The organism is Burkholderia sp. BE17 (assembly GCF_009362305.1).
In the GTDB taxonomy this organism is placed as follows: domain Bacteria; phylum Pseudomonadota; class Gammaproteobacteria; order Burkholderiales; family Burkholderiaceae; genus Burkholderia; species Burkholderia pyrrocinia_C.
Map to the genome: position 1 here is coordinate 1 of NZ_WHNU01000021.1, position 17,489 is coordinate 17,489.

Below are 17,489 nucleotides of genomic sequence, written 5' to 3' on the forward strand. Positions count from 1 at the left end.
GGGGGAGGCGGTGGACGACGACATGATGATGGAATTGGGTGATGCCGCGGATTATAAGTCGAATCCGAGATTTCCCGGTCTGTCGGACGCGCCGCCGCAGCGATTTTGGCCGTCCGGCCGAGGCCGGCGTACGGCAATCGTCGATCGGTTTTGACTTGGGTGCTAACCCCATGTATAATCACGTGTTTTCCGCGCGTGGTGTGCGGAAAAATTGGATCCAGAGTGAGGTTCTCAATGTACGCGGTCATAAAAACCGGCGGCAAGCAGTACAAGGTTGCCGTTGGCGAAAAACTCAAAGTAGAACAGATACCGGCTGACATTGACGCTGAAATCACGCTCGACCAGGTTCTCGCAGTGGGCGAAGGCGAATCGATTAAGTTCGGTACGCCGCTGGTCAGTGGGGCTTCCGTCAAGGCCACCGTTGTGTCGCACGGTCGTCATGCCAAGGTCACCATCTTCAAGATGCGTCGCCGGAAGCACTACCAAAAGCATGGCGGCCACCGCCAGAACTACACTGAGCTGCGCATCGACGCGATCAACGCGTAAGCGCCTCGGTAAAGGAGCAATCAGATGGCACACAAAAAGGCAGGCGGCTCTTCCCGGAACGGCCGCGACTCCGAGTCGAAACGTCTCGGCGTGAAAGTGTACGGCGGCCAGGCAATCAACGCCGGCGGCATCATCGTGCGTCAGCGCGGCACGCGCATGCACGCAGGCGAGAACGTCGGCATGGGCAAGGATCACACCCTGTTCGCGCTGGTCGACGGTCACGTGAAGTTCGCGACGAAGGGCGCGGACAAGAAGCATCTGGTCATCGTTGTTCCGGCGGCTGCCTAAGTTCAGGCACCTACGGGCTTCGAGCCGAAAGGCCCCGCAGTCTTCGCGGGGCCTTTTTTATTTGGCCGCCGGACGCATGTGCGTTCCGGCGACCGTCGCGCAACCGGCGTACGATCGGCCGAACGGCAGATTGTTCAAGCACGCCGGCGCGCGGCACAATAGCGGAAATACTGGGCGGAGTGACGAATGAAGTTCATTGACGAAGCACGAATCGAAGTCATCGCCGGCGACGGAGGCGATGGCAGCGCGTCGATGCGCCGCGAGAAATTCGTCCCGTTCGGCGGGCCGGACGGCGGCGACGGCGGCCGGGGCGGTAGCGTCTACGCGATCGCCGACCGCAACATCAACACGCTGATCGACTACCGTTACGCGAAGAAGCACCTGGCGCGCAACGGCGAAAACGGTCGCGGCTCGGATTGCTACGGCAAGGGCGGCGACGACGTCACGCTGCGCATGCCGGTCGGCACGATCATCAGCGACATGGATACCGGCGAGCTGATCGCCGACCTGACCGAGCACGACCAGCAGGTGATGCTCGCACAGGGCGGCGCCGGCGGCCTCGGCAACCTGCATTTCAAGTCGAGCACGAACCGCGCGCCGCGCCAGAAGACGGACGGCAAGCCCGGCGAGCGGCGCATGCTGAAGCTCGAGCTGAAGGTGCTCGCCGATGTCGGCCTGCTCGGCATGCCGAACGCGGGCAAGTCGACGTTCATCTCGTCGGTGTCGAACGCGAGGCCGAAGATCGCCGACTACCCGTTCACGACGCTCGCGCCGAATCTCGGCGTGGTGCGCGTCGGCCCGAGCAAGAGCTTCGTGATCGCAGACATCCCGGGGCTGATCGAGGGTGCAGCCGAAGGCGCGGGCCTCGGGCATCAGTTCCTGCGTCACCTGCAGCGCACCGGCGTGCTGCTGCATCTGGTCGATCTCGCCCCGTTCGACGAAAGCGTCGATCCGGTCGCGGAAGCGACCGCGATCGTCGGCGAGCTGCGCAAGTACGACGAGGCGCTCTACGAGAAGCCGCGCTGGCTCGTGCTCAACAAGCTCGACATGGTGCCGGAAGACGAGCGCGAGGCGCGCGTCGCGGATTTCCTCGACCGCTTCGGCTGGGACGGCCCCGTGTTCGAGATTTCGGCGCTGACGGGGCAGGGCTGCGAGGCGCTGTGCTACGCGATCTACGATTACCTGTCCGAGCATTCGGATGCGCATCGCGCGGCGGAGGCGGAAGATCTCGCGGCGGACGTGCGTTTCCGCGACGCGCCGCCTCCGAACGGCGGTGCAACGCCGGGCGACGACGCCTGAGCGGTTCCGGAACGCGCCGGGCGTGCCGCCCGGCGTCGGCGTTCAATCGCGCCCGGCCGGGCAGGCATCAGATACAGGAGACAGTGCAGGATGCGTTCGATCATCGCGGATTCGAAGCGATTGGTGGTGAAGGTGGGCTCCAGCCTCGTGACCAACGACGGCAAGGGGCTCGATCATGATGCAATCGGCCGCTGGGCCGCCCAGATCGCCGCGCTGCGCGCTCAGGGCAAGGAAGTCGTGCTCGTCAGTTCGGGCGCGATTGCCGAAGGGATGCAGCGGCTCGGCTGGAGCAAGCGGCCGCGGGAAATCGACGAGCTGCAGGCCGCCGCCGCAGTCGGCCAGATGGGGCTCGCGCAGGTCTATGAGAGCCGTTTCACCGAACACGACATCCGCACCGCGCAGATCCTGCTCACGCACGCCGACCTGGCGGATCGCGAGCGTTACCTGAATGCGCGTTCGACGCTGCTCACGCTGCTGCGTCTCGGCGTCGTGCCGATCATCAACGAGAACGACACGGTCGTTACCGACGAAATCAAGTTCGGCGACAACGACACGCTCGGTGCGCTCGTCGCGAACCTGATCGAAGGCGATGCGCTGATCATTCTGACTGACCAGTCGGGGCTGTTCACCGCCGATCCGCGCAAGGATCCGAACGCGACGCTCGTCGCCGAGGCCAATGCGGGCGCGCCGGAACTCGAGGCGATGGCGGGCGGTGCTGGCTCGAGCCTCGGCCGCGGCGGGATGCTGACGAAGATCCTCGCGGCGAAGCGTGCGGCGCACAGCGGCGCGAACACTGTGATCGCGAGCGGCCGGGAGTCCGACGTGCTCGTGCGCCTGGCGGCCGGCGAGGCGATCGGCACGCAACTGATCGCACGTACGGCGCGGATGGCGGCACGCAAGCAATGGATGGCCGATCACCTGCAGGTGCGCGGCCATGTCGTGATCGATGCGGGCGCGGTCGAGAAATTGACAGCCGGTGGCAAGAGCCTGCTGCCGATCGGCGTGACCGACGTGCAGGGCGCGTTCGCGCGCGGCGAGGTGATCGCGTGTGTCGGCCCCGACGGGCGTGAAGTGGCGCGCGGGCTCACGAACTACAGCAGCTCGGAAACGAAGCTGATTCAGCGCAAGCCGAGCGGCGAGATCGAGAGCGTGCTCGGCTACATGCTGGAGCCCGAACTGATCCATCGCGACAACCTCGTGCTGGTGTGACCGTCCGAGCCGGATCCGGCAGTCAAACAAAAAGCCCGCGTGACGCGGGCTTTTTGCATGGTGCGGGACGGGGCAGGCGGCCTGTGGCGCGTACCGTCAGCGCAGCTGGCTCATCGCGGTGCGGTGAAACCGGATGTTCTCCAGGATCTGCTGGGTCGAGCCCTGCGGCATCTTGTTCGCGCAGAAGTAGTCCTGATAGAGCGACGAGTGGTACGCATTCAGTTCGCCGTTCTCGATGCGCCGCCAGTCGTTCTCGACCGTGCGGTCCCAGCCGTCGTGTTCCGAATTCAGGCCGGCGTACTGTCGCCATTCGTAGGTGTCGCAGCGGATGCCTTCGTAATTTACATTGCGCGCACCGGCCGGGCTCGTGACGACGACGGCGTAGCGCACGACGCCATCGGTGCCGACCGCGAGCGACTTCGCATCGACGAAGAACTTGAGCGGCGTGTTCTGCGATACGTTGAACGGCAGCAGGTCACCCGTCTGCGGCAGCGGCGGCAGCGTGTCGACCGCGTTTTCCTTCCAGGTACCCTGGCGATCCAGCAGATACACGAACTCGCTGTCATCCTTGTTGGTCGGCGTCTTCGAATTCGCGCAACCGGCCAGCGCGGCCGCCGCGGCAATCGATGCGAGCGCGAGAGCAATCGCTTTCAATATGCATTCCTCGTAAAAAAAGGGCGCGACACCAAGGTCGCGCCCGGTCATGCAGTCCGACTCGTCACTTGCCGACGATCACGTGGGGCGGCATCTCGTCGAGCGTGCTCGCTTCCACTTCGATCTCCGAACAGACTACCGATGTGTCGACAATCGTCAGCGTCTGCTGGGCCTGTGCGTCGATGACGCGCGGATAGCGCGACAGACGCGGCCCGCGCGGCTTTTCGGCTCGCTGCGCCGGGCGGCGCAGGAAGCGCGACAGTTCCGTCAGCGCCAACTGATAGACATCCCGCTTGAACTCGATCACCGCATCGAGCGGCACCCAGTACTCGTTCCAGCGCCACGCATCGAACTCCGGGTGATCGGTCGCGCGCAAGCAAATGTCGCAATCGCGTCCGACCATCCGCAGCAGGAACCAGATCTGCTTCTGGCCGCGGTAATGACCGCGTACTTCGCGTTTGATGAACTTGTCAGGCACCTCGTAACGCAACCAGTCGCGGGTGCGGCCGATTATCTTGACGTGTTCCGGATGCAGGCCCGTTTCCTCGTGCAGTTCCCGGTACATCGCCTGCATGGGGGTCTCGCCGTACTTGATCCCACCTTGAGGAAACTGCCAGGAATGCTCGCGGAGCCGCTTGCCCCAAAACACCTCGTTGCGCGCGTTCAAGAGGATGATGCCGACGTTCGGGCGAAAGCCTTCACGATCCAGCATACAACCACCTTCGAATCCTTTAAAATTGCTTTGATTATAAACAGATAACGGGCGCTGCGCACCGTGACGGAGCGAATCCGCGCGGGGCGCGCAGGCTGAATTGTCCCTGAATAGTCTGCTACGTCATCTGCGCCATCGTCGTTCGTCGCGCGCAGCTTTTTCACCTTGAAACTTTTTCGGGCGCCCCGCCTGGGGGCGCCGTTTTTGGAACCGTCCGCATGAAAGCTTCCCGTTTCTTTATCGGCACCCTGAAAGAAGCACCCGCCGACGCAGAGATCGTCAGCCACAAGCTGATGGTACGCGCCGGCATGATCCGTCGCGTCGCCGGCGGCATCTATAACTACCTGCCGGTCGGCCTGCGCTCGATTCGCAAGGTCGAGGCGATCGTGCGCGAGGAAATGAACCGGGCGGGCGCCATCGAGCTGCTGATGCCGGCCGTGCAGCCGGCCGAGCTGTGGCAGGAATCGGGCCGCTGGGAACAGTACGGCCCCGAGCTGCTGCGCTTCAAGGACCGCAAGGACAACGATTTCGTGATCGGGCCGACGCACGAGGAAGTCGTCACCGACATCGCGCGCAACCAGATCAAGAGCTACCGGCAGATGCCGGTGAATTTCTACCAGATCCAGACGAAGTTCCGCGACGAGATCCGTCCGCGCTTCGGCGTGATGCGCGGCCGCGAATTCATCATGAAGGACGCGTATTCGTTCGACAAGGATGCGGCGGGCCTGAACGAGTCGTATCGCAAGATGTACGACGCGTATGTGCGTATCTTCACGCGCCTCGGCCTCGAATTCCGTGCGGTCGCGGCCGACAGCGGCTCGATCGGCGGCAACTTCTCGCACGAGTTCCACGTGATCGCCGACACCGGCGAGGACGCGATCGCCTACTGCCCGACGTCCGAGTTCGCGGCGAACATCGAGGCGGCCGAAGCGCTGCCGCTGATTGCCGAGCGCGCCGCGCCGGCAGAAGCGATGGAAAAGGTCGCGACGCCGGGCAAGGCGAAGTGCGAAGCCGTCGCCGAACTGCTGGCCATCCCGCTCGAGCGCACGATCAAGTCGATCGTGCTCGCGACCGACAACGAAGGCGCCGAGCCGACCATCTGGCTCGTGATGCTGCGCGGCGATCACGACCTGAACGAGATCAAGGTGTCGAAGCTGCCGGGCCTGAAGAACCACCGCTTCGCGACCGAGCAGGAAATCGTCGAGTGGTTCGGCACGCCGCCGGGCTACCTCGGCCCGGTCGGCACGAAGAAGCCCGTCAAGGTGATCGCGGACCGCACGGTCGCGAACATGAGCGACTTCGTCGTCGGCGCGAACGAGGTCGACTATCACATCGCGGGCGTGAACTGGGGCCGCGACCTGCCGGAGCCGGACGTCGCCGACGTGCGCGACGTGCAGAAGGGCGACCCGTCGCCGGACGGCAACGGCGTGATCGACATCTGCCGCGGCATCGAGGTCGGCCACGTGTTTCAGCTCGGCACCAAGTACTCGGAAGCGATGGGTGCGACGTTCCTCGACGAGTCGGGCAAGCCGCAGCCGATGCTGATGGGCTGCTACGGCGTCGGCGTCACGCGCATTCTCGGCGCGGCGATCGAACAGAACTTCGACGATCGCGGCATCATCTGGCCCGAGTCGATCGCGCCGTTCGAGGTCGTGCTGTGCCCGATGGGCTATGACCGCAGCGAAATGGTGCGCGAGACCGCCGACAAGCTGTACGCGGAACTCGCCGCGGCCGGCATCGACGTGATCCTCGACGATCGCGGCGAGCGCCCGGGCGTGATGTTCGCCGACTGGGAACTGATCGGCGTGCCGCATCGCCTCGTGATCGGCGAGCGCGGCCTGAAGGAAGGCAAGATCGAGTACCAGGGCCGCCGCGACGCCGAAGCGACGCTGCTGCCGGCCGACGCGGCCGCGGCGACGGTCGCGGAGAAGATCCGCGCCGCGCTCGCGCACTAAGCACGGCGACCGGGGGATACGATGGAATACACGTTCCTGTCGGCCACCGTGCTCCTCGTGCTGATCACCGATCCGCTCGGCAACATCCCGCTGTTCATTACGGCGATGCGGGATGTGCCGCGCGAGCGGCGCGTGAAGCTGATCCTGCGTGAAGTGGGGATCGCGTTCGTGATCCTGCTGTTCTTCATGGTGGTCGGTGACCGCTTCCTGCGGATGATGAACCTCACCGACCTGTCGTTGCGGCTCGGCGGCGGGATCGTGCTGTTCCTGATCGCACTGCGGATGATCTTCCCGCATCCGGACGGCGCGCTCGGCAGCGATCCGCGCGCGGGCGGCGAACCGTTCATCGTGCCGCTCGCGATTCCTGCACTCGCCGGGCCGTCGGCGCTTGCGACGGTGATGCTGCTGACATCGCAGGCGCCGGGCAAGATGTTCGAGTGGGTCGGCGCGCTGACGGTCACGATGCTCGTCTGTGCGATCACGCTGGTATTGGCCGAACGGATCCAGCAGTGGCTCGGTGAGCGGACGGTCGCGGCGTTCGAGCGGTTGATGGGCCTCGTGCTCGTCGCGATTTCGGTCGAGATGCTGCTGGCCGGCATCCGCGCGTTCGTGCACCAGCTGTAGGCGGCGCGCGCACGAAAAAAGCGGCGCTCCGGGAAACCGGAGCGCCGCTTTCTATTTATATGGCGGGCGGGGCGGAGATCAGACGTTCGCGGTCAGCGCGCGGATCGTCGGCAGGTTGCGCCAGTAGCCCTTCGCATCCATCCCGCAGCCGAACACGTAGCGGTCCGGCACCGAGAAGCCGCAGAAGTCGGGGTGCAGCGGTTTGGCCTTCGCGAGCGTCTTCTCGCACAGCACGGCCGACATGAAACGCTGCGCGCCCATGTCGAGGATGCGGTCGCGGATCGCGGCCATCGTCTCGCCTTCGTCGAGGATGTCGTCGAGCACGAGCACGATCCGGTCCTTCACCGACTCGCGCGGCGCGACGCGCCAGTGCATCTCCGGGCTGCCCTGCGTCGTGTTGCGGTAGCGGGTCAGGTGAATGTAGTCGAATTCGAGCGGGAAATCGAGATGCGGCAGCAGCATCCCGGTAAACACCGCGGCGCCGCCCATCACCGAGAGAACGAGCGGGAACGCATCGCCGATCTCGGCGCGGATCGCGTCGGCCATCCGGGCGATCGACGCGTTGACGGCGTCGGCCGAGACGATCTCTTCGGAGTGGTCGAAAATGTGGAGGGCTTCTTCGCGGTTCATGTGTTCTGGCGGGCAGTCGGTATACAAATAAGGATGAAGCAGAACGGACGGCGCGCGCTACAGCAAAAACCCGCGCGCCGGCCGACGGGCGAAATCAGCGCATGCCGGGCATCATGCCCTTCAGGCCACGCATCATCTTCTGCATGTTGCCGCCCTTCAGCTTCTTCATCATCGTACGCATCTGGTCGTACTGGTTCAGCATCCGGTTGACTTCCTGCACCGGCACGCCCGCGCCGGCTGCAATGCGGCGCTTGCGCGTCGCCTTGATGATTTCGGGTTTCGCGCGCTCGGCGGGCGTCATCGAGCTGATGATGCCTTCCATCCGGCGGATCGACTTCTCGGCCTGGCCCATGTCGGCGCCGGCGGCCGCCTGCTGGAACTGCGCGGGCAGCTTGTCCATCAGCGACGACAGGCCGCCCATGTTCTTCATCTGCGAGATCTGCGCGCGGAAATCGTTCAGGTCGAAGTCGCCGCCTTTCTTGACCTTGTCGGCGAGCTTCTGCGCGGCCTGCACGTCGACGCCGCGCTGCGCTTCCTCGACGAGCGCGAGGATGTCGCCCATGCCGAGGATCCGGTTCGCCATCCGGTCGGGGTGGAACACCTCGAGGCCGTCGAGCTTTTCGGCGACACCGACGAACTTGATCGGCTTGCCCGTGATGTGGCGCACCGACAGCGCGGCGCCGCCGCGCGAATCGCCGTCGAGCTTGGTCAGCACGACGCCGGTGAGCGGCAGCGTGTCGTTGAACGCCTTCGCGGTGTTGACCGCGTCCTGGCCGAGCATCGCGTCGACGACGAACAGCGTTTCGGCCGGCTTCAGCGTGCCGTGCAGCGCGGCGATTTCCTGCATCATCGCCTCGTCGATGCCGAGGCGGCCGGCCGTGTCGACGATCAGCACGTCATGGTAGTGGCGCTTCGCCCAGTCGACGGCCGCAAGCGCGATGTCGACGGGCTTCTGGTCCGGCGTCGACGGGAAGAAGTCGGCGCCGACCTGTTCGCTCACCGTTTTCAACTGCATGATGGCGGCCGGGCGATACACGTCGCACGACACGGTCAACACCTTCTTCTTGTACTTCTCGCGCAACAGCTTCGCGAGCTTGCCGACGGTCGTGGTCTTGCCCGCGCCCTGCAGGCCGGCCATCAGAATCACGGCAGGCGGCGTGACCGCGAGATTCAGCTCGGCGGCCTTGCCTTCATAGTCGCCGCCGATCACGGCGGTCAGTTCCTTCTGGACCACGCCGACGAGCGCCTGACCCGGCGACAGGCTGCTGATCACTTCTTCGCCGAGCGCCTTTTCCTTGACCTTGGCGATGAATTCGCGGACGACCGGCAGCGAGACGTCGGCCTCCAGCAGCGCGAGACGCACCTCGCGGAGCATCTCCTGCGTGTTCGCCTCGGTGAGCCGGGCCTCGCCGCGCAGCGTCTTGACGACGCGCGCCATCCGTTGAGTGAGATTGTCGAGCATGGGGAGCGGTGGACAGTGGGGCCCGAAGGCGCGACGGAACCGAACAAAGGGAGCCGTCGCGGGAAGGGGGCCTAGTGTAAACTTCGAACATGGATATTGTACTGTATGCCCTCACCGCATTCCTGTACGGCGGCCTCGCCGTCGCAGGCTGGCGCACGCACCGCCAGGGTGCAACGCCGCTCGTCGCGAGCGTGCCGGCCGTGCCGGTTCCAGCGTCCGCCGCGTCCGGGATGAGCGGGGCCGGCCGCGCGCTGCTGTTCGCCGCGCTCGTCGCGCACGGCGTGCTGCTCCACATGACGATTTTTCCGAACGACGCGATGGTGTTCGGCTTCGCGTTCGCGCTGTCCGCGATGTTCTGGCTCGGCGCCGGCATCTACTGGATCGAGAGCTTTTTCTTCCCGCTCGACAGCCTGCGCCTGCTGGTGCTGCCGCTCGCGTGCGGCGCGTCGCTGCTGCCGCTGGTGTTCGGCGGCGTGCGGGTGCTGCCTTATGCCGCAGCGCCGCTGTTCAAGCTGCACTTCCTGATCGCGAACATCGCGTACGGCCTGTTCGCGATCGCGGCGCTGCACGCGATCCTGATGCTGATGGTCGAGCGGCGCCTGCAGTCGCTGCGCAACGGCGGGCGCGACGGCTCGACGGGCTGGATCGCGAGCTGGCTCGAAACGCTGCCGCCGCTGCTCACGCTCGAGAAGCTGCTGTTCCGCCTGATCGGCGCCGGCTTCGTGCTGCTCACGGCGACGCTCGCGTCGGGCATCCTGTTCAGCGAGCAGGTCGACGCGCGCGCGCTGCGGCTCGACCACAAGACCGTGTTTGCGATCCTGTCGTGGCTGATGTTCGGCGGCCTGCTGGTCGCCCGCAAGACGTCGGGCTGGCGCGGGCGCGGCGCCGCGCGCTGGGTGCTCGTGTCGTTCGCCGCGCTGCTGCTCGCGTATGTCGGCAGCCGGTTCGTTTTCGAGGTGCTGCTGCACCGTTCCGTGGTTTGACCGCAGGTTTCCGATGCGACAGATTCTTCTCCTGATTCTTCTCTTCTTCGCTGGCTCGTGGCTCGCGCGCAAAGTGCGCCAGGCCCAGGAGCACGCGCAGGCACGCACCGGCCGCGGCGCGGGTGACGGCGGCGCGCCGGGTGCCGGCGCTGCGCGCCCGAACGGCGACACGCGGTCGCTGCCCGAGCCGATGGTGCGCTGCGCCGAATGCGGCGTGCATGCACCGAAGGGCGAAGCAGTCGTCGCGGGCGGCGAATACTTCTGCAGCGCCGAGCACGCACAGCGCCACGCCGCGCGCACGCGCGGTCACGACGCACGATGAGCGATGCGCCGCCGTTGTCGGTCGACGCGAACGGCTGGGTGCGCGAAGCGCGCCATGCGCCGTCGCCGAACTTCGAGGCGCGGCCCGCGGGTGCGGTGCCGACGCTCGTGGTCGTTCACAACATCAGCCTGCCGCCCGGCGAATTCGGCGGCGACGCGATCGAGGCGCTGTTCCTGAACCGCCTCGACTGCGATGCGCACCCCTATTACCAGAGCCACCTGCGCGGGGTGCGCGTGTCCGCGCACTTCCTGATCCGCCGCAGCGGCGAGCTCGTGCAGTTCGTGTCGTGCGACGAGCGCGCGTGGCACGCGGGCTCGTCCGAGTTCTTCGGTCGGGCGCGCTGCAACGATTTCTCGATCGGCATCGAGCTCGAAGGTGCGGACGACGTGCCGTTCGACGGCGCGCAGTACGCGATGCTCGCCGCGCTCTCTCGCACGCTCGCCGCGCGTTATCCGGTCGACGCGTTCGCGGGGCACTCGGACGTCGCGCCGGGCCGCAAGACCGACCCGGGCCCGCATTTCGATTGGCAACGCTTCGCGAGCGATGCCGGGTTTTCCGCCGAATACTTTCCTTTCCGTCAGCACTGATCGCGGGGTTTTTTGACCGGAGAAAGTTTTTTCTCCGACCAATGCCTTGTCGTGTCGGCGCGTGCGCGATGTCAAGACCTCTATCGCAAATTATCCGTTTGGACGTCGTCCGAATGTCCACTATACTTGGTGCCAGTTGAGCAGTTCTGCACTAGATATAGTGTGTGTCGCAGGGGAAACCCGAGCGGCACCGGCCGGCGGGCAACGCCGGCGGACAGGGTTCTCAGGGCGGCGCGTCAGGCCGGGCGGTCCGGGCGTCGCGATCAGCGCAGCGAACTTCGACGGGGTAGGGTACACATGACGAAGCACACGACCGGCTCGGTTGTCGCGCATCGACCGAACCGGCCTCCCCGGCGCATCGCTCGCCTCTTACCGCTCGCGCACCGCATTGCGCAGCGTTCGTTTTAATCCGCGGTTCTCTCCGCACCATCCAACACCAGGAGCTTTGCACATGCAAACCACCGACAACGCGACGTCCCAGTACGAGAGCGCCTCGAGCCGTCCGCTCGGCGGGACCGAACAGGGCGCGCAAGCGCTCGCGCCGCAGGCCACGTTCGCCGACTACAAGGTGATCCGCCGCAACGGCAGCGTGGTGTCGTTCGAGCCTTCGAAGATCGCGATCGCGGTGACCAAGGCTTTCCTGGCCGTCAACGGCGGGCAGGGCGCGGCATCGGCGCGCGTGCGCGAGCAGGTCGAACAACTGACGCACAACGTCGTGCGCGCGCTCGTGCGCAGCCGCCCGAACGGCGGTACGTTCCATATCGAAGACATCCAGGATCAGGTCGAACTCGCGCTGATGCGCGGCGGCGAGCACAACGTCGCGCGTGCGTACGTGCTGTATCGCGAGAAGCGTCACCTCGAGCGCCAGCATGCGGGCGAGGAAGCAGCTGCGGCAGGCGGCGAGTCGAGCACCGGCATCAACGTCGTCGACAACGGCGTCTCGCGTCCGCTCGACCTGAACGCGCTTCGCGCGCTGATCGTGTCGTCGTGCGATGGCCTTGGCGCTGCGGTTAACCCTGAGCCGATCGTCGCGGAGACGGTGAAGAACCTGTACGACGGCGTGCCGATGAGCCAGGTCTACGACTCGGCGATCCTCGCTGCGCGCACGATGATCGAGAAGGACCCGGCATACAGCCAGGTCACCGCCCGCATCCTGCTGCACACGATCCGTCGCGAGATCCTCGGCGAGGAAGTGGTGCAGGCCGAGATGTCGGCCCGCTACGCGGAATATTTCCCGCAGTTCCTGAAGCGCGGCGTCGACGCCGGCCTGCTCGACGACAAGCTGCTGCAGTTCGACCTGAAGCGCCTCGGTGAAGCGCTCGACGCGAACCGCGACCTGCAGTTCGGCTACCTCGGCCTGCAGACGCTGTACGACCGCTACTTCCTGCACGTCGAAGGCACCCGCATCGAAATGCCGCAGGCTTTCTTCATGCGCGTCGCGATGGGCCTGTCGCTGAACGAGATCGACCGCGAAACGCGCGCGATCGAGTTCTACAACGTGCTGTCGAGCTTCGACTTCATGAGCTCGACGCCGACGCTGTTCAACTCGGGCACCCACCGCTCGCAGCTGTCGTCGTGCTACCTGACGACGGTCGCGGACGATCTCGACGGCATCTACGAAGCGCTGAAGGAAAACGCGCTGCTGTCGAAGTTCGCCGGCGGTCTCGGCAACGACTGGACGCGCGTGCGCGCACTCGGCTCGCATATCAAGGGCACGAACGGCAAGTCGCAAGGCGTGGTCCCGTTCCTGAAGGTCGTGAACGACACGGCCGTCGCGGTCAACCAGGGCGGCAAGCGCAAGGGCGCGGTCTGCGCGTACCTCGAATCCTGGCACCTCGACATCGAGGAGTTCCTCGAGCTGCGCAAGAACACGGGCGACGATCGCCGCCGTACGCACGACATGAACACGGCGAACTGGATTCCCGACCTGTTCATGAAGCGCGTGATGGAAGGCGCCGACTGGACGCTGTTCTCGCCGTCGACCTGCCCGGACCTGCACGACAAGTTCGGCGCCGATTTCGAGAAGGCTTACACGGCTTACGAAGAGAAGGTCGCGCGCGGCGAGATCAAGCTGTTCAAGAAGATCCCGGCGGCGCAGCTCTGGCGCAAGATGCTCGGCATGCTGTTCGAGACGGGCCACCCGTGGATCACGTTCAAGGATCCGTGCAACGTGCGCTCGCCGCAGCAGCACGTCGGCGTCGTCCACTCGTCGAACCTGTGCACGGAAATCACGCTGAACACGAGCGACACCGAAATCGCGGTGTGCAACCTCGGCTCGGTGAACCTCGTCGCCCACCTGGTGAAGCAGGCCGACGGCAGCTACGCGCTCGACCACGACAAGCTGAAGCGCACGATCAGCGTCGCGATGCGCATGCTCGACAACGTGATCGACATCAACTACTACGCGGTGCCGAAGGCGCGTAACTCGAACCTGAAGCACCGCCCGGTCGGCATGGGCATCATGGGCTTCCAGGACTGCCTGCACCTGCTGCGCACGCCGTACGCGTCGGAAGCGGCGGTCGAGTTCGCCGACCGTTCGATGGAAGCCGTCTGCTACTACGCGTACCACGCGTCGACCGAACTGGCCGAGGAACGCGGCCGCTACTCGAGCTACCGCGGCTCGCTGTGGGATCGCGGCATCCTCCCGCAGGACACGCTGAAGCTGCTGGCCGAAGCGCGTGGCGGCTACGTCGAGGTCGACACGTCCGAGTCGCTCGACTGGACGACGCTGCGTTCGCGGATCGCCGCGCACGGCATGCGCAACTCGAACTGCGTCGCGATCGCGCCGACGGCGACGATCTCGAACATCATCGGCGTGTCGGCATGCATCGAGCCGACCTTCCAGAACCTGTACGTGAAGTCGAACCTGTCGGGCGAATTCACGGTGGTGAACGAGTACCTCGTTCGCGACCTGAAGGAACGCGGTCTGTGGGACGAAGTGATGGTCGCCGACCTGAAGTACTTCGACGGCATGCTGTCGCGCATCGACCGCATCCCGGCCGACCTGCGCGCGATCTACGCGACCGCGTTCGAAGTCGACCCGACGTGGCTGGTCGAAGCCGCATCGCGTCGCCAGAAGTGGATCGACCAGGCGCAGTCGCTGAACATCTACATGGGCGGCGCGTCGGGCAAGAAGCTCGACGAGGTCTACAAGCTCGCATGGCTGCGCGGCCTGAAGACCACCTACTACCTCCGCACGATGGCGGCGACGCACGTCGAGAAATCGACGGTCGCACACGGCGCGCTGAACGCGGTGCCGACGGGTGGCGGTTCGAGCGGCGGCGGCGCGCAAGGCGCGGCAGGCGGCTTCGGTGCGGCGGGCGGCGATGCGTCGTCGGGCGCGATCAGCGCAGCGCCGGCACTCGCGCCGGTCGAGGCCGACGGTCCGGTGTGCACGATGCGTCCGGGCGATCCGGGCTTCGACGAATGCGAAGCGTGCCAATAACGCAGCGCGCTTGACCTGAAGATGTGCCGGGCGGCGCGCACGATGACCGATCGAGGTTGAAGTGTGCGCCGCTCTCAACTAAAAAAATGATAAGGAATCTGTAACGCGGCACCTGCGTTGCAGGCAGTGACAAGCGATCGAAACATCCCCGACGACGTCGCGTTTCGATCAGCGTTCGATGCGTCGAGCGCACCTCGCGATACACGCGCGACACACGTCGCGCTCTGCATGAACGACGATGCGTTGCTCAAAGTGTTGTATCGAGGTCGCAACGCGAATCGAAAAAAGGATTTTTCGTGAGCGAACCCTTTTATCGCTCAGGAAAAGATGGTACAAACCGTTCTAAATTGATGGTGAGAATTTATGCTCAACTGGGATGACGAGAAGACTGCCGTAACTCCCGCGAGCGGAGCGCAGCACAATGCGATGCGCGCCCCCGCAGGAGTGGCTGTCGGAATGCAGGCTGCGTCGCCTGCCGCCCATCAGGTCCGCGACATTTTCGAAGGCGATCTCGCGGTGCCGCCGCAAGCATCGGCTGTTCCCGCCGGCGGTTCGGAAGCGCGGGTCAATGTCGCCGACAAGCGCATCATCAACGGCCAGACTGACGTCAATCAGCTGGTGCCGTTCAAGTACAAGTGGGCGTGGGAAAAGTATCTGGCCGGTTGCGCGAACCACTGGATGCCGCAGGAAATCAACATGTCCCGCGACATCGCTCTGTGGAAGGACCCGAACGGTCTGACCGAGGACGAGCGCCGCATCGTGAAGCGCAACCTCGGCTTCTTCGTGACGGCCGATTCGCTCGCGGCGAACAACATCGTGCTCGGCACGTACCGCCACATCACGGCGCCCGAGTGCCGGCAGTTCCTGCTGCGCCAGGCGTTCGAAGAGGCAATCCACACGCACGCGTACCAATATATTGTCGAATCGCTCGGTCTCGACGAAGGCGAGATCTTCAACGCGTACCACGAGGTCGCGTCGATCCGCGCGAAGGACGAATTCCTGATCCCGTTCATCCACACGCTGACGGACCCGGCCTTCAAGACCGGCACGCTCGAAGCGGATCAGAAGTTGCTGAAGTCGCTGATCGTGTTCGCCTGCATCATGGAAGGCCTGTTCTTCTATGTCGGGTTTACGCAGATCCTCGCACTCGGCCGCCAGAACAAGATGACGGGTGCTGCAGAGCAATATCAGTACATCCTGCGCGACGAGTCGATGCACTGCAACTTCGGCATCGACCTGATCAACCAGATCAAGCTCGAGAACCCGCATCTCTGGACCACGGAATTCCGCGCCGAGATTCGCGAGCTGTTCAAGCAGGCTGTCGAACTCGAATACCGCTACGCCGAGGACACGATGCCACGCGGCGTGCTGGGTTTGAACGCGTCGATGTTCAAGAGCTATCTGCGCTTCATCAGCAACCGCCGTTGCCAGCAGATCGGCCTCGATCCGCTGTACCCGAACGAGGAAAACCCGTTCCCGTGGATGAGCGAGATGATCGACCTGAAGAAGGAGCGCAACTTCTTCGAGACGCGTGTGATCGAGTATCAGACGGGGGGCGCGCTGTCCTGGGAATGACCCGCAGCAGCGAACCCGTTACATGATGGAGCAGCCGGCGGCCTCTCGGCCCCGGCCCAAGGTTTAGGAGCAAGAACGCCTGATGCAAAGCATGCCCGGTGCCTTAACGGCCCAACGATACGACCGGCACTTTGCGAACCCTTCAGTGGGATGGGCAAACTTCCCTCCGGATAAAGCGGACGGCCGTGTGGCGGTCCGCTTGATCAAGCGATTAGGGGTAGCGGCGCGAGGTGCGCCGGCTACCGACTTGATTTGGCGCGCGAGGCCGGGTGGTCACGCGCGCCATACCGTATTCATTAGCGTAAGCGCGCGGTATCTGCGTACGCCGATGAATAGCCCGCTTCGAAGCGCACGTCCTGAACAGCGTCCGCGGGAAGCGGGTTTTGACGAAGGGTGTAGTTTGAACTGACTCTCATCTGAACCTGAAGGAGAACAACATGGCTACCGCCAAGAAGAAACCGGCTGCTAAGAAAGTTGCTGCCAAGAAGACCGTCGCGAAGAAGGCCGCTGCTCCGGCGAAGAAGGCCGCTGCAGTGAAGAAGGTTGCTGCGAAGAAGGTCGCGGTGAAGAAGGTTGCCGCGAAGAAGGCAGCACCGGCGAAGAAGGCCGCTGCGAAGAAGGTCGCGGCAAAGAAGGTCGCAACGAAGAAGGTTGCAGCCAAGAAGGTCGCAGCTAAGAAAGTCGCAGTGAAGAAGGTTGCTGCTAAGAAGGCAGCACCGGCGAAGAAGGCCGCTGCGAAGAAGGTTGCAGCCAAGAAAGTCGCAGTGAAGAAGGTTGCTGCGAAGAAGGCAGCACCGGCCAAGAAGGCTGCTGCGAAGAAGGCAGCACCGGCGAAGAAGGCTGCTGCCAAGAAGGCTGCGCCTGCGAAGAAGGCCGCTGCGAAGAAGGCTGCGCCCGCCAAGAAGGCTGCCCCTGCGAAGAAGGCCGCCGCTCCGGCGAAGAAGGCTGCTGCTCCGAAGAAGGCCGTCGTGAAGAAGGCTGCGCCGGCAACGACCGCGTCGACCGCATCGGTTGCGCCGGCATCGGGCGTGAAGACCGCGCTCAACCCGGCAGCGGCATGGCCGTTCCCGACCGGCAGCCGTCCGTAATCGCGGCTGACCTGTACCACCCGGGCACTCACGTGGTGTCCGTGGGTTGAGTAGCGCTACTCAATCAGTCCCGCCACCTGGCTCAGGTGGCGGGATTTTTTTCGTCCGTA

The 17,489-nt window shown here is 64.8% G+C and carries 17 protein-coding genes; 13 read left to right on the forward strand and 4 right to left on the reverse strand.

Annotation, left to right across the window (positions count from 1 at the left end; translation table 11 throughout):
• The first annotated feature begins 234 nt into the window (after positions 1–234).
• The 4 genes from rplU to proB all read left to right on the forward strand — a co-directional run bounded on the left by rplU (position 235) and on the right by proB (position 3,342).
• Positions 235–546: a 50S ribosomal protein L21 gene (rplU, locus tag GD429_RS18950; RefSeq protein WP_006025184.1), complete on the forward strand. Its 312-nt coding sequence runs from the start codon at positions 235–237 to the stop codon at positions 544–546.
• A 24-nt stretch (positions 547–570) separates the two neighbouring features.
• Complete coding sequence (gene rpmA / locus GD429_RS18955) at positions 571–834, forward strand: 50S ribosomal protein L27 (RefSeq protein ID WP_006476999.1); 264 nt, start codon at positions 571–573, stop codon at positions 832–834.
• Between the two features lie 186 nt (positions 835–1,020).
• Positions 1,021–2,133 (forward strand): GTPase ObgE, encoded by a 1,113-nt coding sequence (gene obgE, locus GD429_RS18960; protein WP_152858933.1) that lies wholly within the window; start codon positions 1,021–1,023, stop codon positions 2,131–2,133.
• Positions 2,134–2,223: 90 nt separating this feature from the next.
• A complete protein-coding gene (gene proB / locus GD429_RS18965) occupies positions 2,224–3,342 on the forward strand; it encodes a glutamate 5-kinase (protein WP_152858935.1) in 1,119 nt (372 codons plus the stop codon).
• A gap of 96 nt (positions 3,343–3,438) precedes the next feature.
• On the opposite strand, the gene GD429_RS18970 is transcribed toward proB, so the two are convergent.
• Together GD429_RS18970 and GD429_RS18975 are read right to left on the reverse strand one after the other, a co-directional pair.
• A complete protein-coding gene (locus tag GD429_RS18970; RefSeq protein WP_152858937.1) occupies positions 3,439–4,047 on the reverse strand; it encodes a CNP1-like family protein in 609 nt (202 codons plus the stop codon).
• Between the two features lie 13 nt (positions 4,048–4,060).
• On the reverse strand, positions 4,061–4,708 hold the full coding sequence (locus tag GD429_RS18975; protein ID WP_152858939.1) for an RNA pyrophosphohydrolase: 648 nt from the start codon (positions 4,706–4,708) through the stop codon (positions 4,061–4,063).
• A 218-nt stretch (positions 4,709–4,926) separates the two neighbouring features.
• On the opposite strand from GD429_RS18975, the gene GD429_RS18985 reads away from it, so the two are divergent.
• Together GD429_RS18985 and GD429_RS18990 are read left to right on the forward strand one after the other, a co-directional pair.
• Positions 4,927–6,663, forward strand: a complete 1,737-nt coding sequence (locus GD429_RS18985) for a proline--tRNA ligase (RefSeq protein ID WP_152858941.1) — start codon at positions 4,927–4,929, stop codon at positions 6,661–6,663.
• A gap of 21 nt (positions 6,664–6,684) precedes the next feature.
• The gene (locus tag GD429_RS18990) at positions 6,685–7,287 is read left to right on the forward strand and encodes a MarC family protein (protein WP_152858943.1); all 603 of its coding nucleotides are present in this window, start codon (positions 6,685–6,687) and stop codon (positions 7,285–7,287) included.
• 78 nt (positions 7,288–7,365) lie between these two features.
• Here GD429_RS18990 and GD429_RS18995 read toward each other — a convergent pair whose 3' ends face one another.
• Positions 7,366–7,917 (reverse strand): hypoxanthine-guanine phosphoribosyltransferase, encoded by a 552-nt coding sequence (locus GD429_RS18995; protein WP_034182663.1) that lies wholly within the window; start codon positions 7,915–7,917, stop codon positions 7,366–7,368.
• 94 nt (positions 7,918–8,011) lie between these two features.
• Entirely contained in the window at positions 8,012–9,379 is a 1,368-nt protein-coding gene (gene ffh, locus GD429_RS19000; RefSeq protein ID WP_152858945.1) for a signal recognition particle protein, read from the reverse strand.
• 89 nt (positions 9,380–9,468) lie between these two features.
• On the opposite strand from ffh, the gene GD429_RS19005 reads away from it, so the two are divergent.
• The 7 genes from GD429_RS19005 (at position 9,469) to GD429_RS19045 (ending at position 17,379) form a co-directional block, all read left to right on the forward strand.
• Positions 9,469–10,362 (forward strand): inner membrane protein YpjD, encoded by an 894-nt coding sequence (locus GD429_RS19005; RefSeq protein ID WP_152858947.1) that lies wholly within the window; start codon positions 9,469–9,471, stop codon positions 10,360–10,362.
• Between the two features lie 13 nt (positions 10,363–10,375).
• Complete coding sequence (locus tag GD429_RS19010; protein WP_152858949.1) at positions 10,376–10,684, forward strand: PP0621 family protein; 309 nt, start codon at positions 10,376–10,378, stop codon at positions 10,682–10,684.
• Positions 10,681–11,271, forward strand: coding sequence for a 1,6-anhydro-N-acetylmuramyl-L-alanine amidase AmpD (gene ampD, locus GD429_RS19015; RefSeq protein ID WP_152858951.1), 591 nt, complete (start codon positions 10,681–10,683; stop codon positions 11,269–11,271). Before GD429_RS19010 ends, ampD begins: the two co-directional genes overlap by 4 nt.
• Positions 11,272–11,722: 451 nt before the next feature.
• Positions 11,723–14,716, forward strand: coding sequence for a ribonucleoside-diphosphate reductase subunit alpha (locus tag GD429_RS19025; protein ID WP_152858955.1), 2,994 nt, complete (start codon positions 11,723–11,725; stop codon positions 14,714–14,716).
• Between the two features lie 363 nt (positions 14,717–15,079).
• The gene (locus tag GD429_RS19035; RefSeq protein ID WP_152858957.1) at positions 15,080–16,291 is read left to right on the forward strand and encodes a ribonucleotide-diphosphate reductase subunit beta; all 1,212 of its coding nucleotides are present in this window, start codon (positions 15,080–15,082) and stop codon (positions 16,289–16,291) included.
• An 82-nt stretch (positions 16,292–16,373) separates the two neighbouring features.
• Positions 16,374–16,700, forward strand: coding sequence for a hypothetical protein (locus tag GD429_RS19040; protein ID WP_152858959.1), 327 nt, complete (start codon positions 16,374–16,376; stop codon positions 16,698–16,700).
• A gap of 28 nt (positions 16,701–16,728) precedes the next feature.
• Entirely contained in the window at positions 16,729–17,379 is a 651-nt protein-coding gene (locus GD429_RS19045; RefSeq protein WP_069746258.1) for a histone H1-like DNA-binding protein, read from the forward strand.
• Positions 17,380–17,489: the final 110 nt, after the last annotated feature.

Excerpts from the sequence above, each read along its gene's own strand:
- rplU (WP_006025184.1), top strand. The coding sequence starts at position 235 with ATGTACGCGGTCATAAAAACCGGCGGCAAGCAGTACAAGGTTGCCGTT.
- rpmA (WP_006476999.1), top strand. The coding sequence starts at position 571 with ATGGCACACAAAAAGGCAGGCGGCTCTTCCCGGAACGGCCGCGACTCC.
- obgE (WP_152858933.1), top strand. The coding sequence starts at position 1,021 with ATGAAGTTCATTGACGAAGCACGAATCGAAGTCATCGCCGGCGACGGA.
- proB (WP_152858935.1), top strand. The coding sequence starts at position 2,224 with ATGCGTTCGATCATCGCGGATTCGAAGCGATTGGTGGTGAAGGTGGGC.
- GD429_RS18970 (WP_152858937.1), bottom strand. The coding sequence starts at position 4,047 with ATGACCGGGCGCGACCTTGGTGTCGCGCCCTTTTTTTACGAGGAATGC.
- GD429_RS18975 (WP_152858939.1), bottom strand. The coding sequence starts at position 4,708 with ATGCTGGATCGTGAAGGCTTTCGCCCGAACGTCGGCATCATCCTCTTG.
- GD429_RS18985 (WP_152858941.1), top strand. The coding sequence starts at position 4,927 with ATGAAAGCTTCCCGTTTCTTTATCGGCACCCTGAAAGAAGCACCCGCC.
- GD429_RS18990 (WP_152858943.1), top strand. The coding sequence starts at position 6,685 with ATGGAATACACGTTCCTGTCGGCCACCGTGCTCCTCGTGCTGATCACC.
- GD429_RS18995 (WP_034182663.1), bottom strand. The coding sequence starts at position 7,917 with ATGAACCGCGAAGAAGCCCTCCACATTTTCGACCACTCCGAAGAGATC.
- ffh (WP_152858945.1), bottom strand. The coding sequence starts at position 9,379 with ATGCTCGACAATCTCACTCAACGGATGGCGCGCGTCGTCAAGACGCTG.
- GD429_RS19005 (WP_152858947.1), top strand. The coding sequence starts at position 9,469 with ATGGATATTGTACTGTATGCCCTCACCGCATTCCTGTACGGCGGCCTC.
- GD429_RS19010 (WP_152858949.1), top strand. The coding sequence starts at position 10,376 with ATGCGACAGATTCTTCTCCTGATTCTTCTCTTCTTCGCTGGCTCGTGG.
- ampD (WP_152858951.1), top strand. The coding sequence starts at position 10,681 with ATGAGCGATGCGCCGCCGTTGTCGGTCGACGCGAACGGCTGGGTGCGC.
- GD429_RS19025 (WP_152858955.1), top strand. The coding sequence starts at position 11,723 with ATGCAAACCACCGACAACGCGACGTCCCAGTACGAGAGCGCCTCGAGC.
- GD429_RS19035 (WP_152858957.1), top strand. The coding sequence starts at position 15,080 with ATGCTCAACTGGGATGACGAGAAGACTGCCGTAACTCCCGCGAGCGGA.
- GD429_RS19040 (WP_152858959.1), top strand. The coding sequence starts at position 16,374 with ATGCAAAGCATGCCCGGTGCCTTAACGGCCCAACGATACGACCGGCAC.
- GD429_RS19045 (WP_069746258.1), top strand. The coding sequence starts at position 16,729 with ATGGCTACCGCCAAGAAGAAACCGGCTGCTAAGAAAGTTGCTGCCAAG.